Raw genomic sequence first — 16,919 nt, forward strand, 5'->3', positions numbered from 1 at the left:
CGGCTCCTTATTGCTCGGCGCGCAGCATCCGCCGCAAGTGATAAACGATGTACACCAGCATGATGGCGAACAGCACGACCGCCACCGCCGCCGAATAGCCGATGCGGTAGTACTTGATCGCCTGGTCGTACATGTAATACGCCAGCACGGTCGAACTTTCGAATGGGCCGCCGCCCGTCATCACCGAGATCAGATCGAAACTACGCAGTGCGCCGATGATGGTCACGACGATCGCCATGAAGGTGGTCGGCCGCAGTTGCGGCAGGATCACGTGCCACAGCATCGACCAGCCGCGTGCCCCTTCCATGCGCGCGGCTTCGATCTGTTCGGCGTTCAGCGAAGTCAGGCCGGTGAGATAAAGAATCATGCAATAGGCGGTTTGCGGCCACAGTGCCGCGAACACGATCCCGAAAGTCGCGTAACGCGGGTCGCCGAGCACGGGCACGCCATGGCCGAGAATCACCGCGAGCAGGCCGAAGGTCGGATCGTAAAACCACGAGAAGATCAAACCGACCACCACGCCCGACAGCACGAACGGCGCGAAGAAAAGCGACTTCACGATACGGATGCCGGCGACCGCCTGATTCAGGTACAACGCAACGGCCAGTCCCATCGGCGGGGCGAGCAGGAACAGCAGCAGCCAGATGACGTTGTTCTTGAGCGCCGTGTAAAAGGTCTGCGCATGGAATAACTCCACGTAGTTCGCGAGGCCGACGAACGACGGCTCGCTCATCCCATCCCAGTTGAAAAAGCTCAGGCGGATGGTCGACAGGATCGGCCACACCACGTAGATGGCCACCATCACGCAAGCCGGCGCGAGGAACAGAAAGGCGGCACGCCGCTGCCGACGCGCGGTGGGCGACGGACGGCGCCGCCGCGCGGTGGCGGCTTTGCCGCGCAACGCGCCGCCCGGCGTGGGCAAACCCGGACCGCCGGGTTCAGCGGGACCGCCGACAGTGTGGCGGGTAACGGAATGCGACACGATCATTCTCCATCCAACATTCTTGTCGACCAGAGTTAGCGCTTTACTCTGGTCCCATGCAAAGCTGTCGACCAGATGCAACGAAAGGCGGCCTCGCGGCCGCCACCGCTCACTTCTTGTAGATCCGCTTGCGCGTCTGCTCAAGTTGCGCAAGCACGTCGTCGATCTTCGCAGGATCGGAAATGAACTGCTGCATCCCCTTCATCCCCTCGTCGGCCATTTCCTTGGTCATGTCGCGATCATAAAACTGCGCAATGCCGCCCTTGGTGTTCGCAAGAATCTGGAAGCCGATCTTCGAGATCGGATCTTCCGGCTCCGGCGACTTGCTGTTCGCCGACAGCGAACCGAGCCCGGTTGCCAGCTTCGCGCCGATTTCCGGTGTCTCGACGAACGCAAGGAAGGTGTGGGCGTCGGCCTTGTTCTTCGCCTTCGACGGAATATGCAGCGACTCGACCGGACCGTCTTCGGCGGTCGGCACCTTCGCGTCGATGATCGGGAACTGGAAGTAGCCCATCTCCGGTTTCACGTTAGGCGGGAAACCCGCAGTGATGAACGTGCCCATCAGCATCATCGCGGCCTTGCCCTGGAACAGGAACGGCTGCACCGAATCGAGATCGTAGGAGAGCGCGTTGTCGATGAAGTAGCCCGCGTCGATCAGTTGCTTCCAGGTCGTGTAGACCTTCTTCACGCGCGGATCGGTGTAGGGGATTTCGCCCGCCATCAACTTCTGATGAAACGCATTGCCGTTCAAACGCAGGTCGAGATAGTCGAACCAGCCGGCCAGCGTCCATGAGTCGCGGCCCGCCACGGCGATCGGCGTGATGCCGGCGGCCTTCAGCTTCTTGCAGTCTTCGAGAAACTGATCCCAGGTTTTCGGCTCGCCGCTAATACCGGCCTTTTGAAAGAGATCCTTGCGATAGAACATGCCCCACGAGTAGTACACGGTCGGCGCGGCGTACTGCTTGCCTTTATACGACGACGCTTCCTTGGTCGACGCATACATGTCGTTCCAGCCGTTCTTCGCCCAGTCACCGCTCAGATCTTCGAACAGGCCGCGCTGCGCGTAATAGGCCATACGTTCGCCGTCATGCCAGTTGACGATATCGGGCGCGACGGTCGTGAGCCAGCCGGGCAATTGCACCTTGTACGCCTCTTCATCGACGAAGGACACCTTCACGTCGATACCGGGATGCGCTTTCTTGAACTCGTCGATAACCGACTGCCACACCGCGCGCTGGCTCGCGCCCTTGAACGCGATGTTGGCGGTGAGCGTGCCCGCCTGTGCGCTAGTGACGACGGACGTCCCCGCAGCCGCAGCGGCCAGCGCGAGTGCCAACAGAATCTTGCGTGGTTTCAGTTTCATGCTGCCTGTCTCCTTTATTCCTTGATTTTGCGTCGTTGTCGGTACTGCATGGAATTTCGTAGGCCACTGCCTCAGTGCAGTCGGATCGTCATTGCGTTCGATAGACTGCCACACCCTGCGGTTCGATCGTGTGCGAACCGATCACGAACGCGTCTCCGGCCACGCCGTCGAGCGTATGCGGTTCGTCGCCGTAATTGAACACGTAAGTCAGCGCGCCGCGGCGGCTCACCCGCACGCTGTCGCCGAGCGGCGTCGTTGCAAGGCCCGCCTCCCGCGCGATCCTATCGAACAGGCGCACCGTGAGCGAATCATCGAACAGACTCGCGAGGTAGTGAAACGCGCCGCTTCGCACATAGGCGGGGTGGCCGTCCGCGAAACGCGCGCGCACGTCGAGCGAATCCGCTGCGTCGCTGTCGATGAAATCGCGCCAGTGGCGTGCGAAACCGTCGTCTCCATTCGTACCCGCGTTATCGGCGAGTCGCACCGTTTCCGTCACGTTCGGCCGCATCGATTCGACGCGCCATACGCGCAGCGGCAGCACCGAAGCCAGCGCGCCGGGCGGCAGGTTCGCGGGAATCTGCAGGTCGCCCGTCTTCGACCCGGTGCGCGGACCGAGCACGACCTGAGCGCCGGAGCTTGCCAGACGCTGCGCGAAATCGGCCGGCACCACCGGCAGCGGCGGCACGACGATCAGGCTGTAGCCATCCAGCGGGGCGTCGGCCGGCACGATATCCACGTCGAGCCCGAGCGCACGCAGCGCCGAGTAATACTCGAAGGCGAAGCGCGGATAGTGAAAGTCCGCACCCTGCGGATGAATCTCGAACAGCCACTTCGCTTCATAGTCGTATACGAGCGCGACTTTCGAGCGGATTGCGGCGTTGGCGTCGGCATTCGCGCCGAGCACCGCGTGAATCTCGCCGGCGACCTGCGCCGCCTCGTTGCCGCCCACGTCGAGCCGGTTATCGGGCGTGTTCAGTCCTGCATGCATCTGCTCCTGCGCGAACGGCGCCTGACGCCAACGGAAGTACGACACGCAGCCCGCGCCGTGCGCGAACGCCTCCCAACTCCAGAGCCGCACCATGCCCGGCAGCGGCGCCGGATTCCACAGCGCCCAGTTGACCGGACCCGGCTGCTGCTCCATCACCCAGAACGGCAGCTTCGACATGCCACGATAGACGTCGTGATTGAACGACGCGAAGTCGGGATGCCCACTGCGCAACCAGCGCGCCTTCACCTCCGGCGCGAACCATTGCTCTTCGAGCGCGCCGAGCGGATAGCTGTCCCACGTCGCGATGTCGAGATCCGCGGCGACCTTATAGTGATCGAACTCGGTGAAGAGCTGCATGAAGTTGTGCGCGACCGGACGCCCCGGCGAATGCGCGCGGATGATCTCGACCTGCATGCGGTTGTAGCGCGCCACCTCGTCGGAGGCGAAACGCCGGTAATCGAGGCGATGCGAAGGATGCGCTTCCGTCACGGTCGCCACCGGCGCGTCGATCTCGTCGAAGCTGCGGTACTCCATGCTCCAGAACACCGTGCCCCACGCACGGTTCAATGCGTCGACAGTTTGATAGCGGGCTTTGAGCCACTCGCGAAAGCGCCCCACGGCGGCCGGCGAATAACTGACCACCGTGTGATGGCAGCCGAATTCATTGTCGGTCTGCCAGTAGGCGACAGCCGGATGCTTGCCGTAGCGCTCGGCCACTGCCGTGCAAATCCGCTGCGAGGCGGCGAAATACGACGGCGACGAGAAGTCGTAATGGCGTCGCGAGCCGAACGCACGCGGGCGGCCGTCCGCGCCGATCGGCAGAATGTCGGGATGGCGGTCGATCAACCACTTGGGCGGTGTCGCCGTCGGCGTGCACATCACCACCTGCAGGCCGGCCGCGCCGAGCACGTCGATCGAACGGTCGAGCCAGCCCCAATCGTATTCGCCGGGCGTAGGCTCGATCCGGCTCCAGGCAAACTCGGCGATCCGCACCTGTTCGATGCCGAGGGCTTTCATCCGGCGGGCGTCGTCTTCCCACATCGACTCCGGCCAGTGTTCCGGGTAATAACAGACTCCAAGGCGCATGCGAATGTCCTTTATGCGTAGTGTTCGACGGATTCGAGCGAAGCGGCGGCAAAGCCGTCTTCGGTAAACAAATGGCAAGCGGGGCGAGGCACGCGCAGGTTGGCGCGCTCGCCGGGCGCGAGGCGCGTATCGCCGGGCGCTTTGGCGATCAGCGCGGCGCCGCCGGGCTGATCGAGGTGGACATAGCTGTGTTCGCCGAGCTGTTCGACGAGCGAGACCGTGCGAGTCAGCACGGCGTCGTCCGGCGAAACGGACGAGGCGTCGACAAACTCCAGGTGCTCAGGACGCACGCCGAGCGTGACGGCTTGCGAGACTTGCAAGCCAGTGCCATTCACCGGCACGCGCACGCTTTCACCCGTGTGATCGAGCGTGACGCTCACGCCTTGCGCATCGATCGCGGCCACCTTGCCCGGCAGAAAATTCATGCGCGGCGAGCCGATGAAACCCGCGACGAAACGGCTCTTCGGACGGTGATACAACTCCAGCGGCGCGCCGACCTGCGCGATGCTGCCGTAGCGCTCGGTATCCTTGCCGGCATGCAGCAGCACGATCTTGTCGGCGAGCGTCATCGCTTCGATCTGGTCGTGCGTCACGTAGACCACGCTGGCCTTGGCGAACTGTTTATGCAACCGCGCGATCTCGATGCGGGTCTGTCCGCGCAACGTGGCATCGAGATTGGAGAGCGGTTCGTCGAACAGGAACACACCTGGCTCGCGCACGATCGCACGGCCAATCGCCACACGCTGGCGCTGACCGCCGGACAACGCCTTCGGCTTACGCTCGAGCAACGCCTCCAGTTGCAGGATGCGCGCGGCTTCCCGCACCTTGCGGTCAATCTCGTCCTTGGGGGTTTTGGATAACTTGAGGCCGAACGCCATGTTCTCGAACACGGTCATGTGCGGAAACAGCGCGTAACTCTGAAACACCATCGCCACGCCGCGTTGCGCGGCCGGCACGTCGTTCACGAGTCGGCCGCCAATCGAGAGGTCGCCGTCGGTGAGATCCTCGAGGCCCGCGATCATGCGCAGCAAGGTGGATTTGCCGCAGCCGGAAGGGCCGAGAAACACGCAAAACTCGTTCTCGCCAATCTCGAGATCGACGTCGCGGATTACCGGCGCGCCGTCGCCATACGCCTTCTGCACGCCTCTTAACGAAATACTCGCCATTGCATCGACTCCGTGGTTTAATCGGCTCGAAGTCGGAGATTAAGCGCTTAATCAGCTTGGCCAAAAAAAGCGATCGCTGGCGATCGTTGGGCCTTGCCTGTCTCCGATATCGTTTTGTCTGTGCGAGAGATGGTGCCGCGCCTTTGGCCGCGATGCAAATGTCGGGCATCCATCCCAAATATTGAAAGCCCCATGCCCACACTCAGCGAAGTCGCCCGCCATGCCGGCGTCACACCTGCCACGGTATCGAACGTGCTGCGCAATCGCGGCCGGGTTGGCGCGACCACCCGGCAACGCGTACTCGACGCGGTCGACGCGCTCGGCTACCGCCCGCATCTCGCCGCGCGCGCACTCGCCGAAGGTCGCGCGCCGACGCTCGCGCTGATGGTGTCGAGCATCGCCAACCCGTTCTATCCGGAGTTCGCGCTCGCCGTCGAACGCGCGGCGCGCACGAGCGGCCACTTCGTGATCATCTGCAATACGAACGAAGATCCGCTGACCGGCCGCGCATATCTCGACCAGATCGCCGGCACGCTCTCAGAGGGCGTGCTCGTAACGAATGCGAACCTCGACTTTGCCGATCTTCATACGACCGAATCACGCGGCACACCCGTGGTTCTGTGCATGTGGGAGCGGCCTGACGAGCCGCCGGGTTTGCCGTGTGTCGCGGTCGATTTCCGGCGCGCGGGCGAACTGGCCGGTACGCATTTGCTGGAGCTTGGTCATCGGCGAATTGGCGCGATTGTCGGCAGTAAGGCCTCGGGCATTCACGCGGCGCGTTACGAAGGTTTCGTCGACGCGATGCGCGCGGGTGGCGCGCCGAAAAGCCGCGTGAAACACGCGGCCGATACGATCCAGGGCGGCTATGCCGCAGCACGCGCACTGCTCGAAAGCGATCCGAAGCTCACCGCGATCTTCGTGACCAACGACCTGCCCGCGCTCGGCGCGATGCACGCCGCCGCCGACCTCGGCCTGAACGTGCCGGCGGACCTTTCCGTGATCGGCATTACCGACATCCAGCTCGCGCGCGAGTCGCGCCCCGCGCTGACGACGGTTGCCGTGCCGACGGCCGAAGTCGCCGAACTTGCGGTCTCGCTGTTGCGCGAACTGATCGAGTCGTCGTATGGACAGGCGGGACGCGACGCCACCAGCGTGCCGATGCGGATTTCCTCGCCGCCCGAACTCGTTGTGCGCGCATCCACCGGCGTGCCGCGTTCGCGGTGATGTGGCCGTAACAGCATCTCGGACGTTACGTAGCGAAACCTCCCTACGCGCACCACCGGCGCCCCGACGCGGCACCCGCGAACGTCCGCAAACGCCCACGGCAAGCGCTTCGACACCATGCGCGCCGCGTTGCGCCCACTCTTCCATGCAGTTGGCACGGTCCCTGCAAACAAGCAGGCAAAGGCCGAGCGCCGCCGCGACCGAGAGGCCGCCCGCGCTCCCCAACTGGCCAGGCCAAGGCCATCACACGCATGGAAATTCCAAATGATTGCCGATCTCTTGCAGGACGCTGAAGTCGCGGACCACGCCCACGACATCGACTCGAATTTCGCGCAGCGCCACCCCTTGCAAATCGCCGTTTGTCTGCGCAACCTCGCGGCCGGACAGGACTTCGTCACGGTCGAATTCGGCGGCCGGCAAATCGTCACGCAAATCCTCGACGTCGACTCGCGCAATGCGCGTTTTGTTTTCGATACCGGCAGCGTGGCCGACGACAACACTGCGCTGCCCGCCGCACGGCAACTGACGTTCCGCAGCCTGCCCGGCGGCATTCGCACCGAGTTCACCACCGTCGACGCCACGCCTGTCGTATTCGACGGACTGCCGGCGTTCGAAGCGCCATTCCCGTCGTCGCTCTACTACGTTCAACGCCGCGAATTCTTCCGCGTGCAAACGCCCGTGCTCGACCCGTACATCGCAAGCGGCCGGTATGCGGACGGTGATTCGTTCCGGCTGGAATTGCAGGACCTGTCGCTAGGCGGCATCGCATTAAAGACGGCTGATGAACGCTTCGGTTCGCTCGAAAGCGGCACGGTTCTGCGCGACGTCGCGTTGCAACTCGGCAGCTTCGGCACGCTGCGACTCGATCTGGAAATCGTCGCGCCGCGCCAGGTGAGCACGGCGAAGGGCGACCGGCGCTTTGTGATCGGCTGCAAGTTCGTCGCGACGCCGGGGCCGGCCGAGCGGACCTTGCAACGCGTCGTCACGCAACTGGAAACCAGGCGGCAAACGCTCGCGCCGCGTCGATAAGCGCATGCGCCGCGGACCTCGCGTTGGAGGCGATCATTCAATCGCCGCCACGCGAGCCGCGCATCTCGGAAACCGCTGAATTTTCCTCGCGACGCAACGTGATTTGCGATCGCTAAAATCTCATTCAGCCTTCAATTAGCTTTCACGCGAGCCAGGACTTTCCCCAAGCCCGGCGGCTCGATCTTGCATCGCATCAAACGATGCAAGCCCCGCTGAGCATGGCTCGCAGCCTTCCGGCAGGTTTTCCCCCGTCACCACCCGTGTTGATCGTTTCCTTGACGAGAGTCGGCGCGCCTGCTGTACTAAATCAACCAAAGTGATTTAGGTGGTCCGAATCGAGCCGGCCCAGGTTTTTTCAACCCACCTCGCTCGCATCGAGCCGCAAACCCAGGTTGTCAGCGCGCAGCGTTCGCGCGGGCAGCCGCCAGCAGTCCACAACGTCGTTGCCAAGAACCGGAGGAGCGTCCCATGAATCTGAATTCCCGCAGGCTTCCTGTCGCCAGGAAAATCGTGTCGATGTGCGTCGCGGCATCGGCGGTATGGTGTGCGAGCGCGAGCCAGGCGGCCGACCAGCCTGTCGTCGGCCTGATCACCAAGACCGACACCAACCCGTTCTTCGTGAAGATGAAACAGGGCGCCGAAGCGGCCGCCTCGAAAGACGGTGCGAAGCTCATCACGGCCGCGGGCAAGTTCGACGGCGACAACGCGAGCCAGGTCACCGCCATCGAAAACATGATGACGGCCGGCGCGAAAGCGATTCTGATCACGCCGAGCGACACCAAGGCGATCGTGCCGAGCATCAAGAAAGCGCGCGCCGCCGGCGTGATGGTGGTCGCGCTCGACACGCCGACCGATCCGCAAGACGCCACGGACGCCCTCTTCGCCACCGACAACTTCAAGGCCGGCGTGCTGATCGGCAAATACGCGAAAGCGGCGCTGAACGGCAAGCCCGCGAAGATCGCCACGCTCGATCTCGCGCCCGGCGTCTCGGTCGGCGTGCTGCGGCATAACGGCTTCCTGGAAGGCTTCGGCGTGAAGCCGGGCGATCCGTCGGTGGTCTGCAGCCAGGACACGCGCGGCGATCAGGCCAAGGGCCAGACGGCGATGGAAAACTGCCTGCAGAAATCGCCCGACATCAACGTGGTCTACACGATCAACGAACCGGCCGCAGCGGGCGCCTACCGCGCGCTCAAGGCGGCGGGCAAGGATAAAGACGTGATGATCGTCTCGATCGACGGAGGCTGTGAAGGCGTGCGCAACGTCAAGGCGGGCGCCATCGCCGCGACCTCGCAGCAATATCCGCTCAAGATGGCTTCGCTCGGCGTGACGGCCGGCGTCGAATACGCGAAGACCGGCAAGAAGGTCTCCGGCTATCAGGACACCGGCGTGACGCTGATCACCGACAAACCGATGTCCGGCATCGACAGCAAGGACACCAGGTTCGGCCTCGACAACTGTTGGGGCAACAAGTAACGCGCATTGCATTGAACAGAGCGGCCCGCTTCGGCGGGCCGCCATCGGAATTGCCGCGTGGCCGACGCGCCACGCTCATGCATCGAGGTTATCCATCATGTCGACTCCATCCGCGCCCGCCGGCCATTCCCGCTCGTTCGCCGAGCGCATGCCATCGCTTGCCGAGGTCGGGCCACTCATCGCACTGGTACTGGCTTGCGGCTTCTTCATCTCGCAGAGCAGCCGCTTCCTGTCGTTCCAGAACCTCTCGCTGATCCTGCAGCAAACCATGGTGGTCGCGGTCATCGCCATCGGCCAGACGCTGATCGTGCTGACCGGCGGCATCGATCTTTCGTGCGGCATGGTGATGGCGTTCGGCTCGATCATCATGACCAAATTCGCGGTCACGCTGGGCGTGCCGCCGGTCCTCGCTATTCTGTGCGGGATCGGTGCGAGCACGCTGTTCGGCGCGCTCAACGGCGTGCTGATCACGCGCATCAAACTGCCCGCTTTCATCGTCACGCTGGGCACGCTGAATATCGCTTTTGCGCTCACGCAGATCTATTCGAACGCCGAGAGCGTGTCGAACCTGCCGGACGCGATCATGTTCTTCGGCAATACGTTCAAGCTCGGCCCCGCGGATGTCACGTACGGCACCGTGCTCACCCTGCTGATGTATCTGGCCACCTGGTTCGTGTTGCGCGATACGGTGCCCGGGCGGCACCTCTATGCGCTCGGCAACAACCCCGAGGCCGCGCGCCTGATGGGCCTGTCGTCGCAGAAGATCCTGCTGACCGTGTATTCGCTGGCCGGCGCGATCTACGGCATTGCCGCATTGCTGTCCGTGTCGCGCACCGGCGTGGGCGATCCGCAGGCGGGACAAACCGAGAATCTGGACAGTATTACCGCGGTCGTGCTTGGGGGCACGAGTCTGTTCGGCGGACGCGGCTCGATTGTCGGCACGCTGCTCGGCGCGCTGATTGTCGGCGTGTTCCGCAATGGTTTGACGTTGATCGGTGTTTCTTCGGTCTACCAGGTGTTGATCACCGGCATGCTGGTGATTCTCGCCGTAGCCGCGGACAAACTTTCCCATCGTCGCGGTTGAACGCAATCGCACTACGTGCATGGGGCCGAAGTAAGCGCTGAAGCGCTGAGTCAGGCCGACCGCACTACGTACATGGAGCCCGTCATGTCGACAAACACTTCCGCTTCAACCGCAATGCCCGTTTTGCAGGCGCGCGGCCTCATCAAACGCTATGGCAACGTGACCGCGCTCGACGGTTGCGATTTCGAAGTGCTGCCCGGCGAGATCATGGCCGTGATCGGCGATAACGGCGCCGGCAAATCGTCGTTGATCAAGGCTCTTTCCGGCGCAACCGTGCCGGACGAAGGCGAGATTCTGCTCGACGGCAAACCGGTCAAATTCCGCAGCCCGCTAGATGCCCGCGCGCAAGGCATCGAAACGGTATATCAGGAACTCGCGGTGGCGCCGGCCATGAGCATCGCCGAAAACCTGTTTCTCGCCCGCGAACTGCTCAAACCCGGCTGGCGCGGCTCCATCTTCAAGATGATCGACAAGCGCCGCATGCTGGATGAAGCGACCGCGCATATGAAAGACCTGCAGATCGGCATCCGCTCGATGCGTCAGGCGGTCGAAACGCTCTCGGGTGGACAGCGCCAGGGCGTGGCCGTGGCGCGCAGCGCGGCGTTCGCGCGGCACGTGGTGATTCTCGACGAACCCACCGCCGCCCTCGGCGTGAAGGAAGGCAACATGGTGCTGGAACTGATCCGCCGCGTGCGCGATCGCGGCTTGCCCGTGATCCTCATCAGCCACAACATGCCACACGTGTTCGAGATCGCGGACCGTATCCATATCCAGCGACTCGGCCGGCGCGCGGCGCTCGTGAACCGCAAGGACATTCATATGTCGGAGGCTGTGGCAATCATGACGGGCGCAAAGGAAGCCGACGTCAAGGCGATTGCATGATCTACGCACCCTGCTGAGCGGGCTCCCACCATGGACACCACCGGCACCCGCTCGCCTCTCAAACGCACGGTCGGCTCGAATCAGGTCGGCATGCGGCAATTCAACGAGCGCATCGTCCTGCAGGCGATCCGCTTGCATGGGCCGCTGCCGAAAGCCGACGTGAGCCGCCTCACGCGTCTTTCCATGCAGACGGTGTCGATGATCGTCGAGCGCCTCATCGACGACGGCCTGCTCGAAAAACAGGCGCGGGTGCGCGGCAGGATCGGCCAGCCGTCGGTGCCGATCGCGTTGCGTGCGCAAGGCGCGTACACCATCGGCATCAAGGTGGGACGCCGCAGTCTCGACGTGCTGGCCATGGATTTCGCCGGTCATGTCGTGCATCGCGATGTCTTCGAATACGCGTACCCCGATCCGCGCACGCTGTTTCCCGCGCTCGAAAGCAAGCTGGCGCGCGTGAACCAGACGCTCGGCGCGAAGGCCAGCCAGGTGGTCGGCGTAGGCGTCGCGGCGCCCTTGTGGCTCGGCGGCTGGCGCGATTTTTTAGGCGCGCCGCCGGACGCGCTGGAGGCGTGGCACGAGATCGATCTGCGCTCGCGCATCGCCACCATGACGGGCCTGCCCGTCGAGTTCGCCAAAGACACCACGGCTGCCTGCGCCGCCGAACTCGTGATGGGCCAGGGCCGCGGCATCCACAACTTTCTGTATCTGTTCGTCGGCACGTTTATCGGCGGAGGCCTCGTGATCGACGGCCGTTTGCACGGCGGCCCGCACGATAACGCGGGCGCGGTCGGCTCGATTCCGTTGCGCGAAGGCGGCCCGCGCAAACCCGCGCGCCAGTTGCTGCACGCGGCCTCGGGCTTCGTGCTCGAAAAGCTCTTGAACGATGCGGGCGCACCGGCCGCGGCCGCGCACGATCATCGCGCGTTGTCGCCGGAAATGTGGCGGCACACCGAACAATGGCTCGACAGCGCGTGCCCGGCAATCGCCAACGCGCTGACCAATGCCGCCGCGTTGCTCGACCTCGAAGCGATCGTGATCGATGGCGAACTCGACCGGCAACTGGTGCGGGAAATAATTCGACGCACCGAGCGCGTGCTCGACCGCTTCGAATGGGAAGGCATGGTGCGGCCGCAATTGCTGGAAGGCGCAATCGGAGCCGATGCGCGCGCAATGGGCGGCGCGATTCTGCCGCTCTATGCGCATTTCGCGCCGGTGCATGAGTTATTCCTCAAACCGGCAGCGGAGACGGTTTATCAGACGCCGGCGTGATTCATCAGCACCGGCGCTTTTCACTCGTGCTCATTGCGCCGCCACCTTCCTCACAGACGCCGTCTTTGCCGGCGGGTTGTCCAGCAACGGCTGCAACACCGGCGCCATCGACTTCAGCAACTGCACCGACAGCGCACTCGTGAACTCGTAATGCGCGGCATACGGTTCATGCACCCACGCGGTCAAGGTGCCGTAGAAGCGGTCGCCCATCGCGAACACGAAGGTCGCGCTGCGGTTCACCTTGCGCGACTCGATCAGACGAGCGCCTTTGGCGAACACATTGAAGCGCTGATCGCCGGTGCCGGTCTTGCCGTACACCTCCAGGGTCTGGCCATCGGGGAATGTCATGCCTTGCGCAAGACGTTTCGCGGTGCCGCCCGTCACCACATCACGCAACAGCACTTTCACCACGCCGGCGATTTCCGGCGACAACTGCTGTTGCGGCGCCACCGCCGCGCGCTGGAAATGCGTTTCGTACGGCGTGTCTTTTGCGAAGTCGAGTTGCGTGAGGCTTTCGGTCGGCACCTTGTTGCCATTGTTGGCAATCACGCCGATCAGTTGCGCGAGCGCGGCGGGCCGGTCGCCCGACGCGCCGATTGCAGCCGCATACGAAGGTGTGAGCGTCGCGAACGGATAACCGAGCGCCTGCCACGATTTGCCGATGGCATCGTACGCGCGCAGTTCGACCATCCGCTTGATGCGGCGGTCTTGCGTGGCGTGATAGCGCGTCTTGAAGAGCCATGAATACGTCGACAGACGCACGTCGCGGCTCGCGCTCTGAATCTGGTCGAGCGTGGCGTCGGGATGCTCGCGCAGATAGTTGAGCGCCCACAGTTCGAGCGGATGCACGCTGGAGATGTAGCCGCGGTCGTTCAGATTGAAGCGGTCAATCGCGTATTTGGCATACAGATTCCCCAGATCCTCGTCGTCGAGCACGGAGGCGGCGGGCGTGTTTTTCAGCGCCGCGCGCATCTGCGCGTTGAACCATGCATTCGACTCGTCGGGCGCGACGCTGCGTAACACCGTCGCCACTTTGGGCGGCGATTTGCGCACGCCGAGCAGCAGCAGCGCCAACGCCTGGTCGCGCGTCTTGCCGTGGTACTTCGTATAGAAACGATTCATGTACACGCGGCTTTCCTGATCGGCGAAGCGCGTCAGATACATCTTGCGGATCTGCGGATCACCCAGCCATTGCGACGACGGCCCGGTGGTCTGCACCATTTCGTAATGAACGATGTCGCGCATCAATCGCACGAAAACCAGATTCACCGAATGCTGGAATGCGCGATGCACGGTCAGGATGCGGCTGTTGTCGTCGGATTCGAAATTGTTGAAGGTCTGCGCGCCGCCGCCCGTATAGAAGGTTTCGCCAGGACTGGCCGAGTACTTGCGCTCCACGGCAGCGTCGAGCATGGCTTGCAGCGAGCGGTCCGATGTGTGCGCAAGATAATCGAGCGACCAGCGCGTGAGCTGATCGTTCGGATCGTACTTGACGGCTTTCAGCTCCGCTGTGCTCAGCGGTGCATAACGCTTGTGCAGGTCGGAGACGATCTGCAAATACGTCACCACGGTACGCAGTTTCGCCGTCGAACCGAGATTGAGCCGAGCGCCGGAATTGATATCGAACGGCTGGTTGACGCTATCGGTTTGCACGCGCACGAGGTTAGCGCCGTCGCGCCGCTCGAACAGCGTGAAGCTATAAGCGATCTTCGAAGGATCATCCGACGCGCGCAGCATTTCGAAGCCGACGAGACCCGCGGCCTTCGCACCGTCGCGCGTAGCGGCAGCGGCGAGGCGTTCGCTCACGGCTTGCTGCACTGCGTTGTTGAGCGTGCCTTTCGCCTGCAGATCGAGGCGGTCGAGTTCGTAAAAACTCGGAATGCCGAGCGCGGCTAGCAGATGCGAGCGCATGGACGTGACCGCCTTGCGCGACACGAAGGACTCCGTGCTCGCCGTTCTCGCGGGCATGCGGTGCAAATCCACCACGGCGGACAGCGCGGCATCGCGCAACGGGATCGACACGATGCCGCCGTTCGCGAGCAGCCGCAGATAACTGTCGGTCAGCCGTTCGAGTTCTTTGTAGCCGTGATGCAGGAAATACGACGGCGCGCGTTGCGCGATCATCAGCGAGAGCACCTGGCGAAACGCCACGCCTTGCTCCGGCAGATTCTGTTCAGTCGAAGGCGCTTTCAGAATGCGATTGATGTCGTTGAAATCGCGCCCGTACCAGGCGGCGAGTCCGTCGCCAATGCCGTTGATTTCGCCTATGCCCGGTTGCGCGGCGAGCGGCACCGAGTTGAGATAGTGGACCACGATCTGCCGGCGCGCCGGCATGGTTTGCGGGCCGTTCAGATAGGCGCGCACCGAGGCCGACGCGATCTGCCGCAATTTCTCCGGCGGGCTCGCCGTGCGCCCGTCTGCCGAGTGGCGGAATTTTTCGATCTGCGTGGCGAGCGTGCTGCCGCCGGGCTGCGACTGATGGTGGTTGAACAAGCGCACGCCCTGATCGGCCAGGGCACGGCTGAAGCGGCCCCAGTCGATTGCCGGATTGCGGTTCGGCTGATCCGGATCGAGCAGATAACGGTCTTCGATAAAAAGCAGCGAATTCACGACGAGCGGCGGAATCGCGTCGAAGTTGTCATACACGCGGCCCGGGAACTGCGCGGAGAAGAGCGGCGCGCCCGTGCCATCGAAGAGTTGCAAGCCTGCCCGATCCTTTTCTTCGTATGGAAGAAAGAGGCCGTTATCCGCCAGCGACAGCATCCGCTCGGAATCGCGCGCCTGAGCACTCACTTCGAATCCACGTTGCAGCAGGCGCTGCTGGATCGACGGCAGCAGTGCATAGCCTAGACGGCTGTCGTAGGGACCTTTGTCGGCTTGAGGAAAACGGATGGAGTGACTGGGACCGTCGGCGACGGAGAAACCCACGTCGCGAGTCAGTTCGGAGAGATAGCGCGCCTGCAATCGCGAGGTTTCGATCTCGACCTGGCAAAAGCGCGCCGCCAGTGCCAGCAGGAGCAGTAACGCCGCCGCCAGCGCCCATTTGAACCACTTCCGCACAGACGCCGTGCCTGTTGCGCGAAACGGTAACCGAACCAGTGGCCGATTCATGCTGCTCTCCCCGAGCGGGCGCCATGCTCTTCTGACCTGGCGCACCTTCGAAGGAGTGTAGCGCGGAACATGAAGCCGCGATCGGTACGGATTTACCCGAGAGTGTCGCGGCTACAACACCCTTTTGCGACGCATGGCGCAGTGGCCATCGCCGTGAGATATTGAAAGTCTTTCGCGTGTCGAAAAAGCGCCGCTTCAGGCGCTTTTTTGCTTTCGTGCCGTGTGCTCCGGCAACCGTTTTGGCGTCGGCTTCGCCGCCTGCGCACTCAACAATTCGACGAACTGTTCCGCTGGCGGCGACAGCTCCCCACCCTTGCGCGTGACAACGCCAAAAGTCTGCGACGGCGATTTGAGTTTCACCGGAACGAGGCGCAGCATCCTTTTCCGCACGAACATATCTGCGATCGCGGTAGGCAAGAGCGAAACCAGATCGTGACTGCTTTGCAGCAGAGCGACCGTGACGAAAGTCGAAGCCGTCGACACCGGGTTGTCCGGCATGTCCAGACCGGCCAGATCCATCTCACGTTCGAGCAGCGCGTGCAGCGGCATATGCGACGGATACATCACCCAGCGATGGCCGGCCAGATCGCGCAGTTTCACCTCTTTCCTCGGCAACGACGGATGACCGTAGCCCACCACCACCGAGAGCGGCTCGTCGCCTAGCGGACGATAGTGATACTTCGATGGATCGGCCGCCACCGCCGCGCGACCGATTACCAGATCGAGCCGGCCGTCGTCGAGTTGCTGCAGCATGCGCGCGCTCGTGTCTTCCACCACTTCGACGGAAAGGTTCGGCTGCCCGGCATGCAGTTGATTCAGCGCCGGCACGACGCACTCCGGAATCGCGCCCATGATCGCGCCGATCGCGAGACGCCCGCCGCGCCCGGAACGTATCTCGGCGACGTCCTGGCAGAGCGCGGTGAGATCCGTCGTCACGAGGCGCGCGTAGCGGATCACGCAATGGCCGAGCTGGTTCGGGATCATGCCGCTTTTCGACCGCTCGAAGAGCGGCGCGTCGAGCATCGACTCCAGTTCCTGCAAGGCCTTGCTGGCCGCCGACTGCGTCAGCGACATCGCACCGGCGGCTTTGTGCAGCGACTTCTGGTCGTCGAGCGCAATCAGCAATTGGAGTTGCTTCATGCGCAGTTTCGAGAGCAGGAGGTTCAGGGTGTCTTTCATGGCTTACCGAGCGAACGCGAAGGTGAGTCGCGAAGGTGAGTCGCAAAAGCGATCACAAGATGGAAACAATTCAATATACCTGC

General features: G+C 63.2%; 12 protein-coding genes. 6 read left to right on the forward strand and 6 right to left on the reverse strand.

The genetic code is table 11. The features are described 5' to 3' along the window. Positions 1 to 7 precede the first annotated feature (7 nt). The 4 genes from P0D70_RS03815 to P0D70_RS03830 form a co-directional block, all read right to left on the reverse strand. Positions 8 to 988 (reverse strand): carbohydrate ABC transporter permease, encoded by a 981-nt coding sequence (locus tag P0D70_RS03815; protein WP_091807389.1) that lies wholly within the window; start codon positions 986 to 988, stop codon positions 8 to 10. A 103-nt stretch (positions 989 to 1,091) separates the two neighbouring features. After that, positions 1,092 to 2,345, reverse strand: a complete 1,254-nt coding sequence (locus tag P0D70_RS03820) for an ABC transporter substrate-binding protein (protein WP_408182746.1) — start codon at positions 2,343 to 2,345, stop codon at positions 1,092 to 1,094. A gap of 88 nt (positions 2,346 to 2,433) precedes the next feature. Then, on the reverse strand, positions 2,434 to 4,419 hold the full coding sequence (locus tag P0D70_RS03825; RefSeq protein ID WP_091807383.1) for a beta-galactosidase: 1,986 nt from the start codon (positions 4,417 to 4,419) through the stop codon (positions 2,434 to 2,436). A gap of 11 nt (positions 4,420 to 4,430) precedes the next feature. Continuing rightward, positions 4,431 to 5,585: an ABC transporter ATP-binding protein gene (locus tag P0D70_RS03830; protein ID WP_091807380.1), complete on the reverse strand. Its 1,155-nt coding sequence runs from the start codon at positions 5,583 to 5,585 to the stop codon at positions 4,431 to 4,433. 192 nt (positions 5,586 to 5,777) lie between these two features. Between P0D70_RS03830 and P0D70_RS03835 the strand changes: the two genes are divergently transcribed. From P0D70_RS03835 to P0D70_RS03860, 6 genes are all read left to right on the forward strand, one after another. After that, a complete protein-coding gene (locus P0D70_RS03835) occupies positions 5,778 to 6,809 on the forward strand; it encodes a LacI family DNA-binding transcriptional regulator (protein ID WP_408182749.1) in 1,032 nt (343 codons plus the stop codon). Positions 6,810 to 7,073: 264 nt separating this feature from the next. Further along, positions 7,074 to 7,838: a flagellar brake protein gene (locus P0D70_RS03840; RefSeq protein WP_408182751.1), complete on the forward strand. Its 765-nt coding sequence runs from the start codon at positions 7,074 to 7,076 to the stop codon at positions 7,836 to 7,838. 468 nt (positions 7,839 to 8,306) lie between these two features. Then, the gene (locus P0D70_RS03845; protein ID WP_408182753.1) at positions 8,307 to 9,311 is read left to right on the forward strand and encodes a sugar ABC transporter substrate-binding protein; all 1,005 of its coding nucleotides are present in this window, start codon (positions 8,307 to 8,309) and stop codon (positions 9,309 to 9,311) included. Positions 9,312 to 9,408: 97 nt separating this feature from the next. Further along, on the forward strand, positions 9,409 to 10,395 hold the full coding sequence (locus tag P0D70_RS03850; RefSeq protein ID WP_091807372.1) for an ABC transporter permease: 987 nt from the start codon (positions 9,409 to 9,411) through the stop codon (positions 10,393 to 10,395). 84 nt (positions 10,396 to 10,479) lie between these two features. Further along, a complete protein-coding gene (locus P0D70_RS03855; protein WP_091807369.1) occupies positions 10,480 to 11,277 on the forward strand; it encodes an ATP-binding cassette domain-containing protein in 798 nt (265 codons plus the stop codon). Between the two features lie 30 nt (positions 11,278 to 11,307). Further along, positions 11,308 to 12,546, forward strand: a complete 1,239-nt coding sequence (locus tag P0D70_RS03860) for an ROK family transcriptional regulator (protein ID WP_408182756.1) — start codon at positions 11,308 to 11,310, stop codon at positions 12,544 to 12,546. 30 nt (positions 12,547 to 12,576) lie between these two features. Here the strand turns inward: P0D70_RS03860 and P0D70_RS03865 are convergent, their stop codons facing one another. Then, positions 12,577 to 15,657 carry a transglycosylase domain-containing protein gene (locus P0D70_RS03865; protein ID WP_408182758.1) on the reverse strand — a complete coding sequence of 1,027 codons (3,081 nt, stop codon included), beginning with the start codon at positions 15,655 to 15,657 and terminating at the stop codon, positions 12,577 to 12,579. A gap of 195 nt (positions 15,658 to 15,852) precedes the next feature. Further along, on the reverse strand, positions 15,853 to 16,836 hold the full coding sequence (locus P0D70_RS03870; RefSeq protein ID WP_408182760.1) for a LysR family transcriptional regulator: 984 nt from the start codon (positions 16,834 to 16,836) through the stop codon (positions 15,853 to 15,855). Positions 16,837 to 16,919 lie beyond the last annotated feature (83 nt).

The organism is Paraburkholderia sp. RL17-381-BIF-C (genome assembly GCF_046026435.1).
GTDB lineage: Bacteria > Pseudomonadota > Gammaproteobacteria > Burkholderiales > Burkholderiaceae > Paraburkholderia.

Bases quoted from the DNA above. Each gene is read 5' to 3' on its own strand.
- P0D70_RS03865 (WP_408182758.1), bottom strand. From the start codon at position 15,657: ATGAATCGGCCACTGGTTCGGTTACCGTTTCGCGCAACAGGCACGGCG.
- P0D70_RS03815 (WP_091807389.1), bottom strand. From the start codon at position 988: ATGATCGTGTCGCATTCCGTTACCCGCCACACTGTCGGCGGTCCCGCT.
- P0D70_RS03830 (WP_091807380.1), bottom strand. From the start codon at position 5,585: ATGGCGAGTATTTCGTTAAGAGGCGTGCAGAAGGCGTATGGCGACGGC.
- P0D70_RS03850 (WP_091807372.1), top strand. From the start codon at position 9,409: ATGTCGACTCCATCCGCGCCCGCCGGCCATTCCCGCTCGTTCGCCGAG.
- P0D70_RS03825 (WP_091807383.1), bottom strand. From the start codon at position 4,419: ATGCGCCTTGGAGTCTGTTATTACCCGGAACACTGGCCGGAGTCGATG.
- P0D70_RS03845 (WP_408182753.1), top strand. From the start codon at position 8,307: ATGAATCTGAATTCCCGCAGGCTTCCTGTCGCCAGGAAAATCGTGTCG.
- P0D70_RS03860 (WP_408182756.1), top strand. From the start codon at position 11,308: ATGGACACCACCGGCACCCGCTCGCCTCTCAAACGCACGGTCGGCTCG.
- P0D70_RS03855 (WP_091807369.1), top strand. From the start codon at position 10,480: ATGTCGACAAACACTTCCGCTTCAACCGCAATGCCCGTTTTGCAGGCG.
- P0D70_RS03840 (WP_408182751.1), top strand. From the start codon at position 7,074: ATGATTGCCGATCTCTTGCAGGACGCTGAAGTCGCGGACCACGCCCAC.
- P0D70_RS03835 (WP_408182749.1), top strand. From the start codon at position 5,778: ATGCCCACACTCAGCGAAGTCGCCCGCCATGCCGGCGTCACACCTGCC.
- P0D70_RS03820 (WP_408182746.1), bottom strand. From the start codon at position 2,345: ATGAAACTGAAACCACGCAAGATTCTGTTGGCACTCGCGCTGGCCGCT.
- P0D70_RS03870 (WP_408182760.1), bottom strand. From the start codon at position 16,836: ATGAAAGACACCCTGAACCTCCTGCTCTCGAAACTGCGCATGAAGCAA.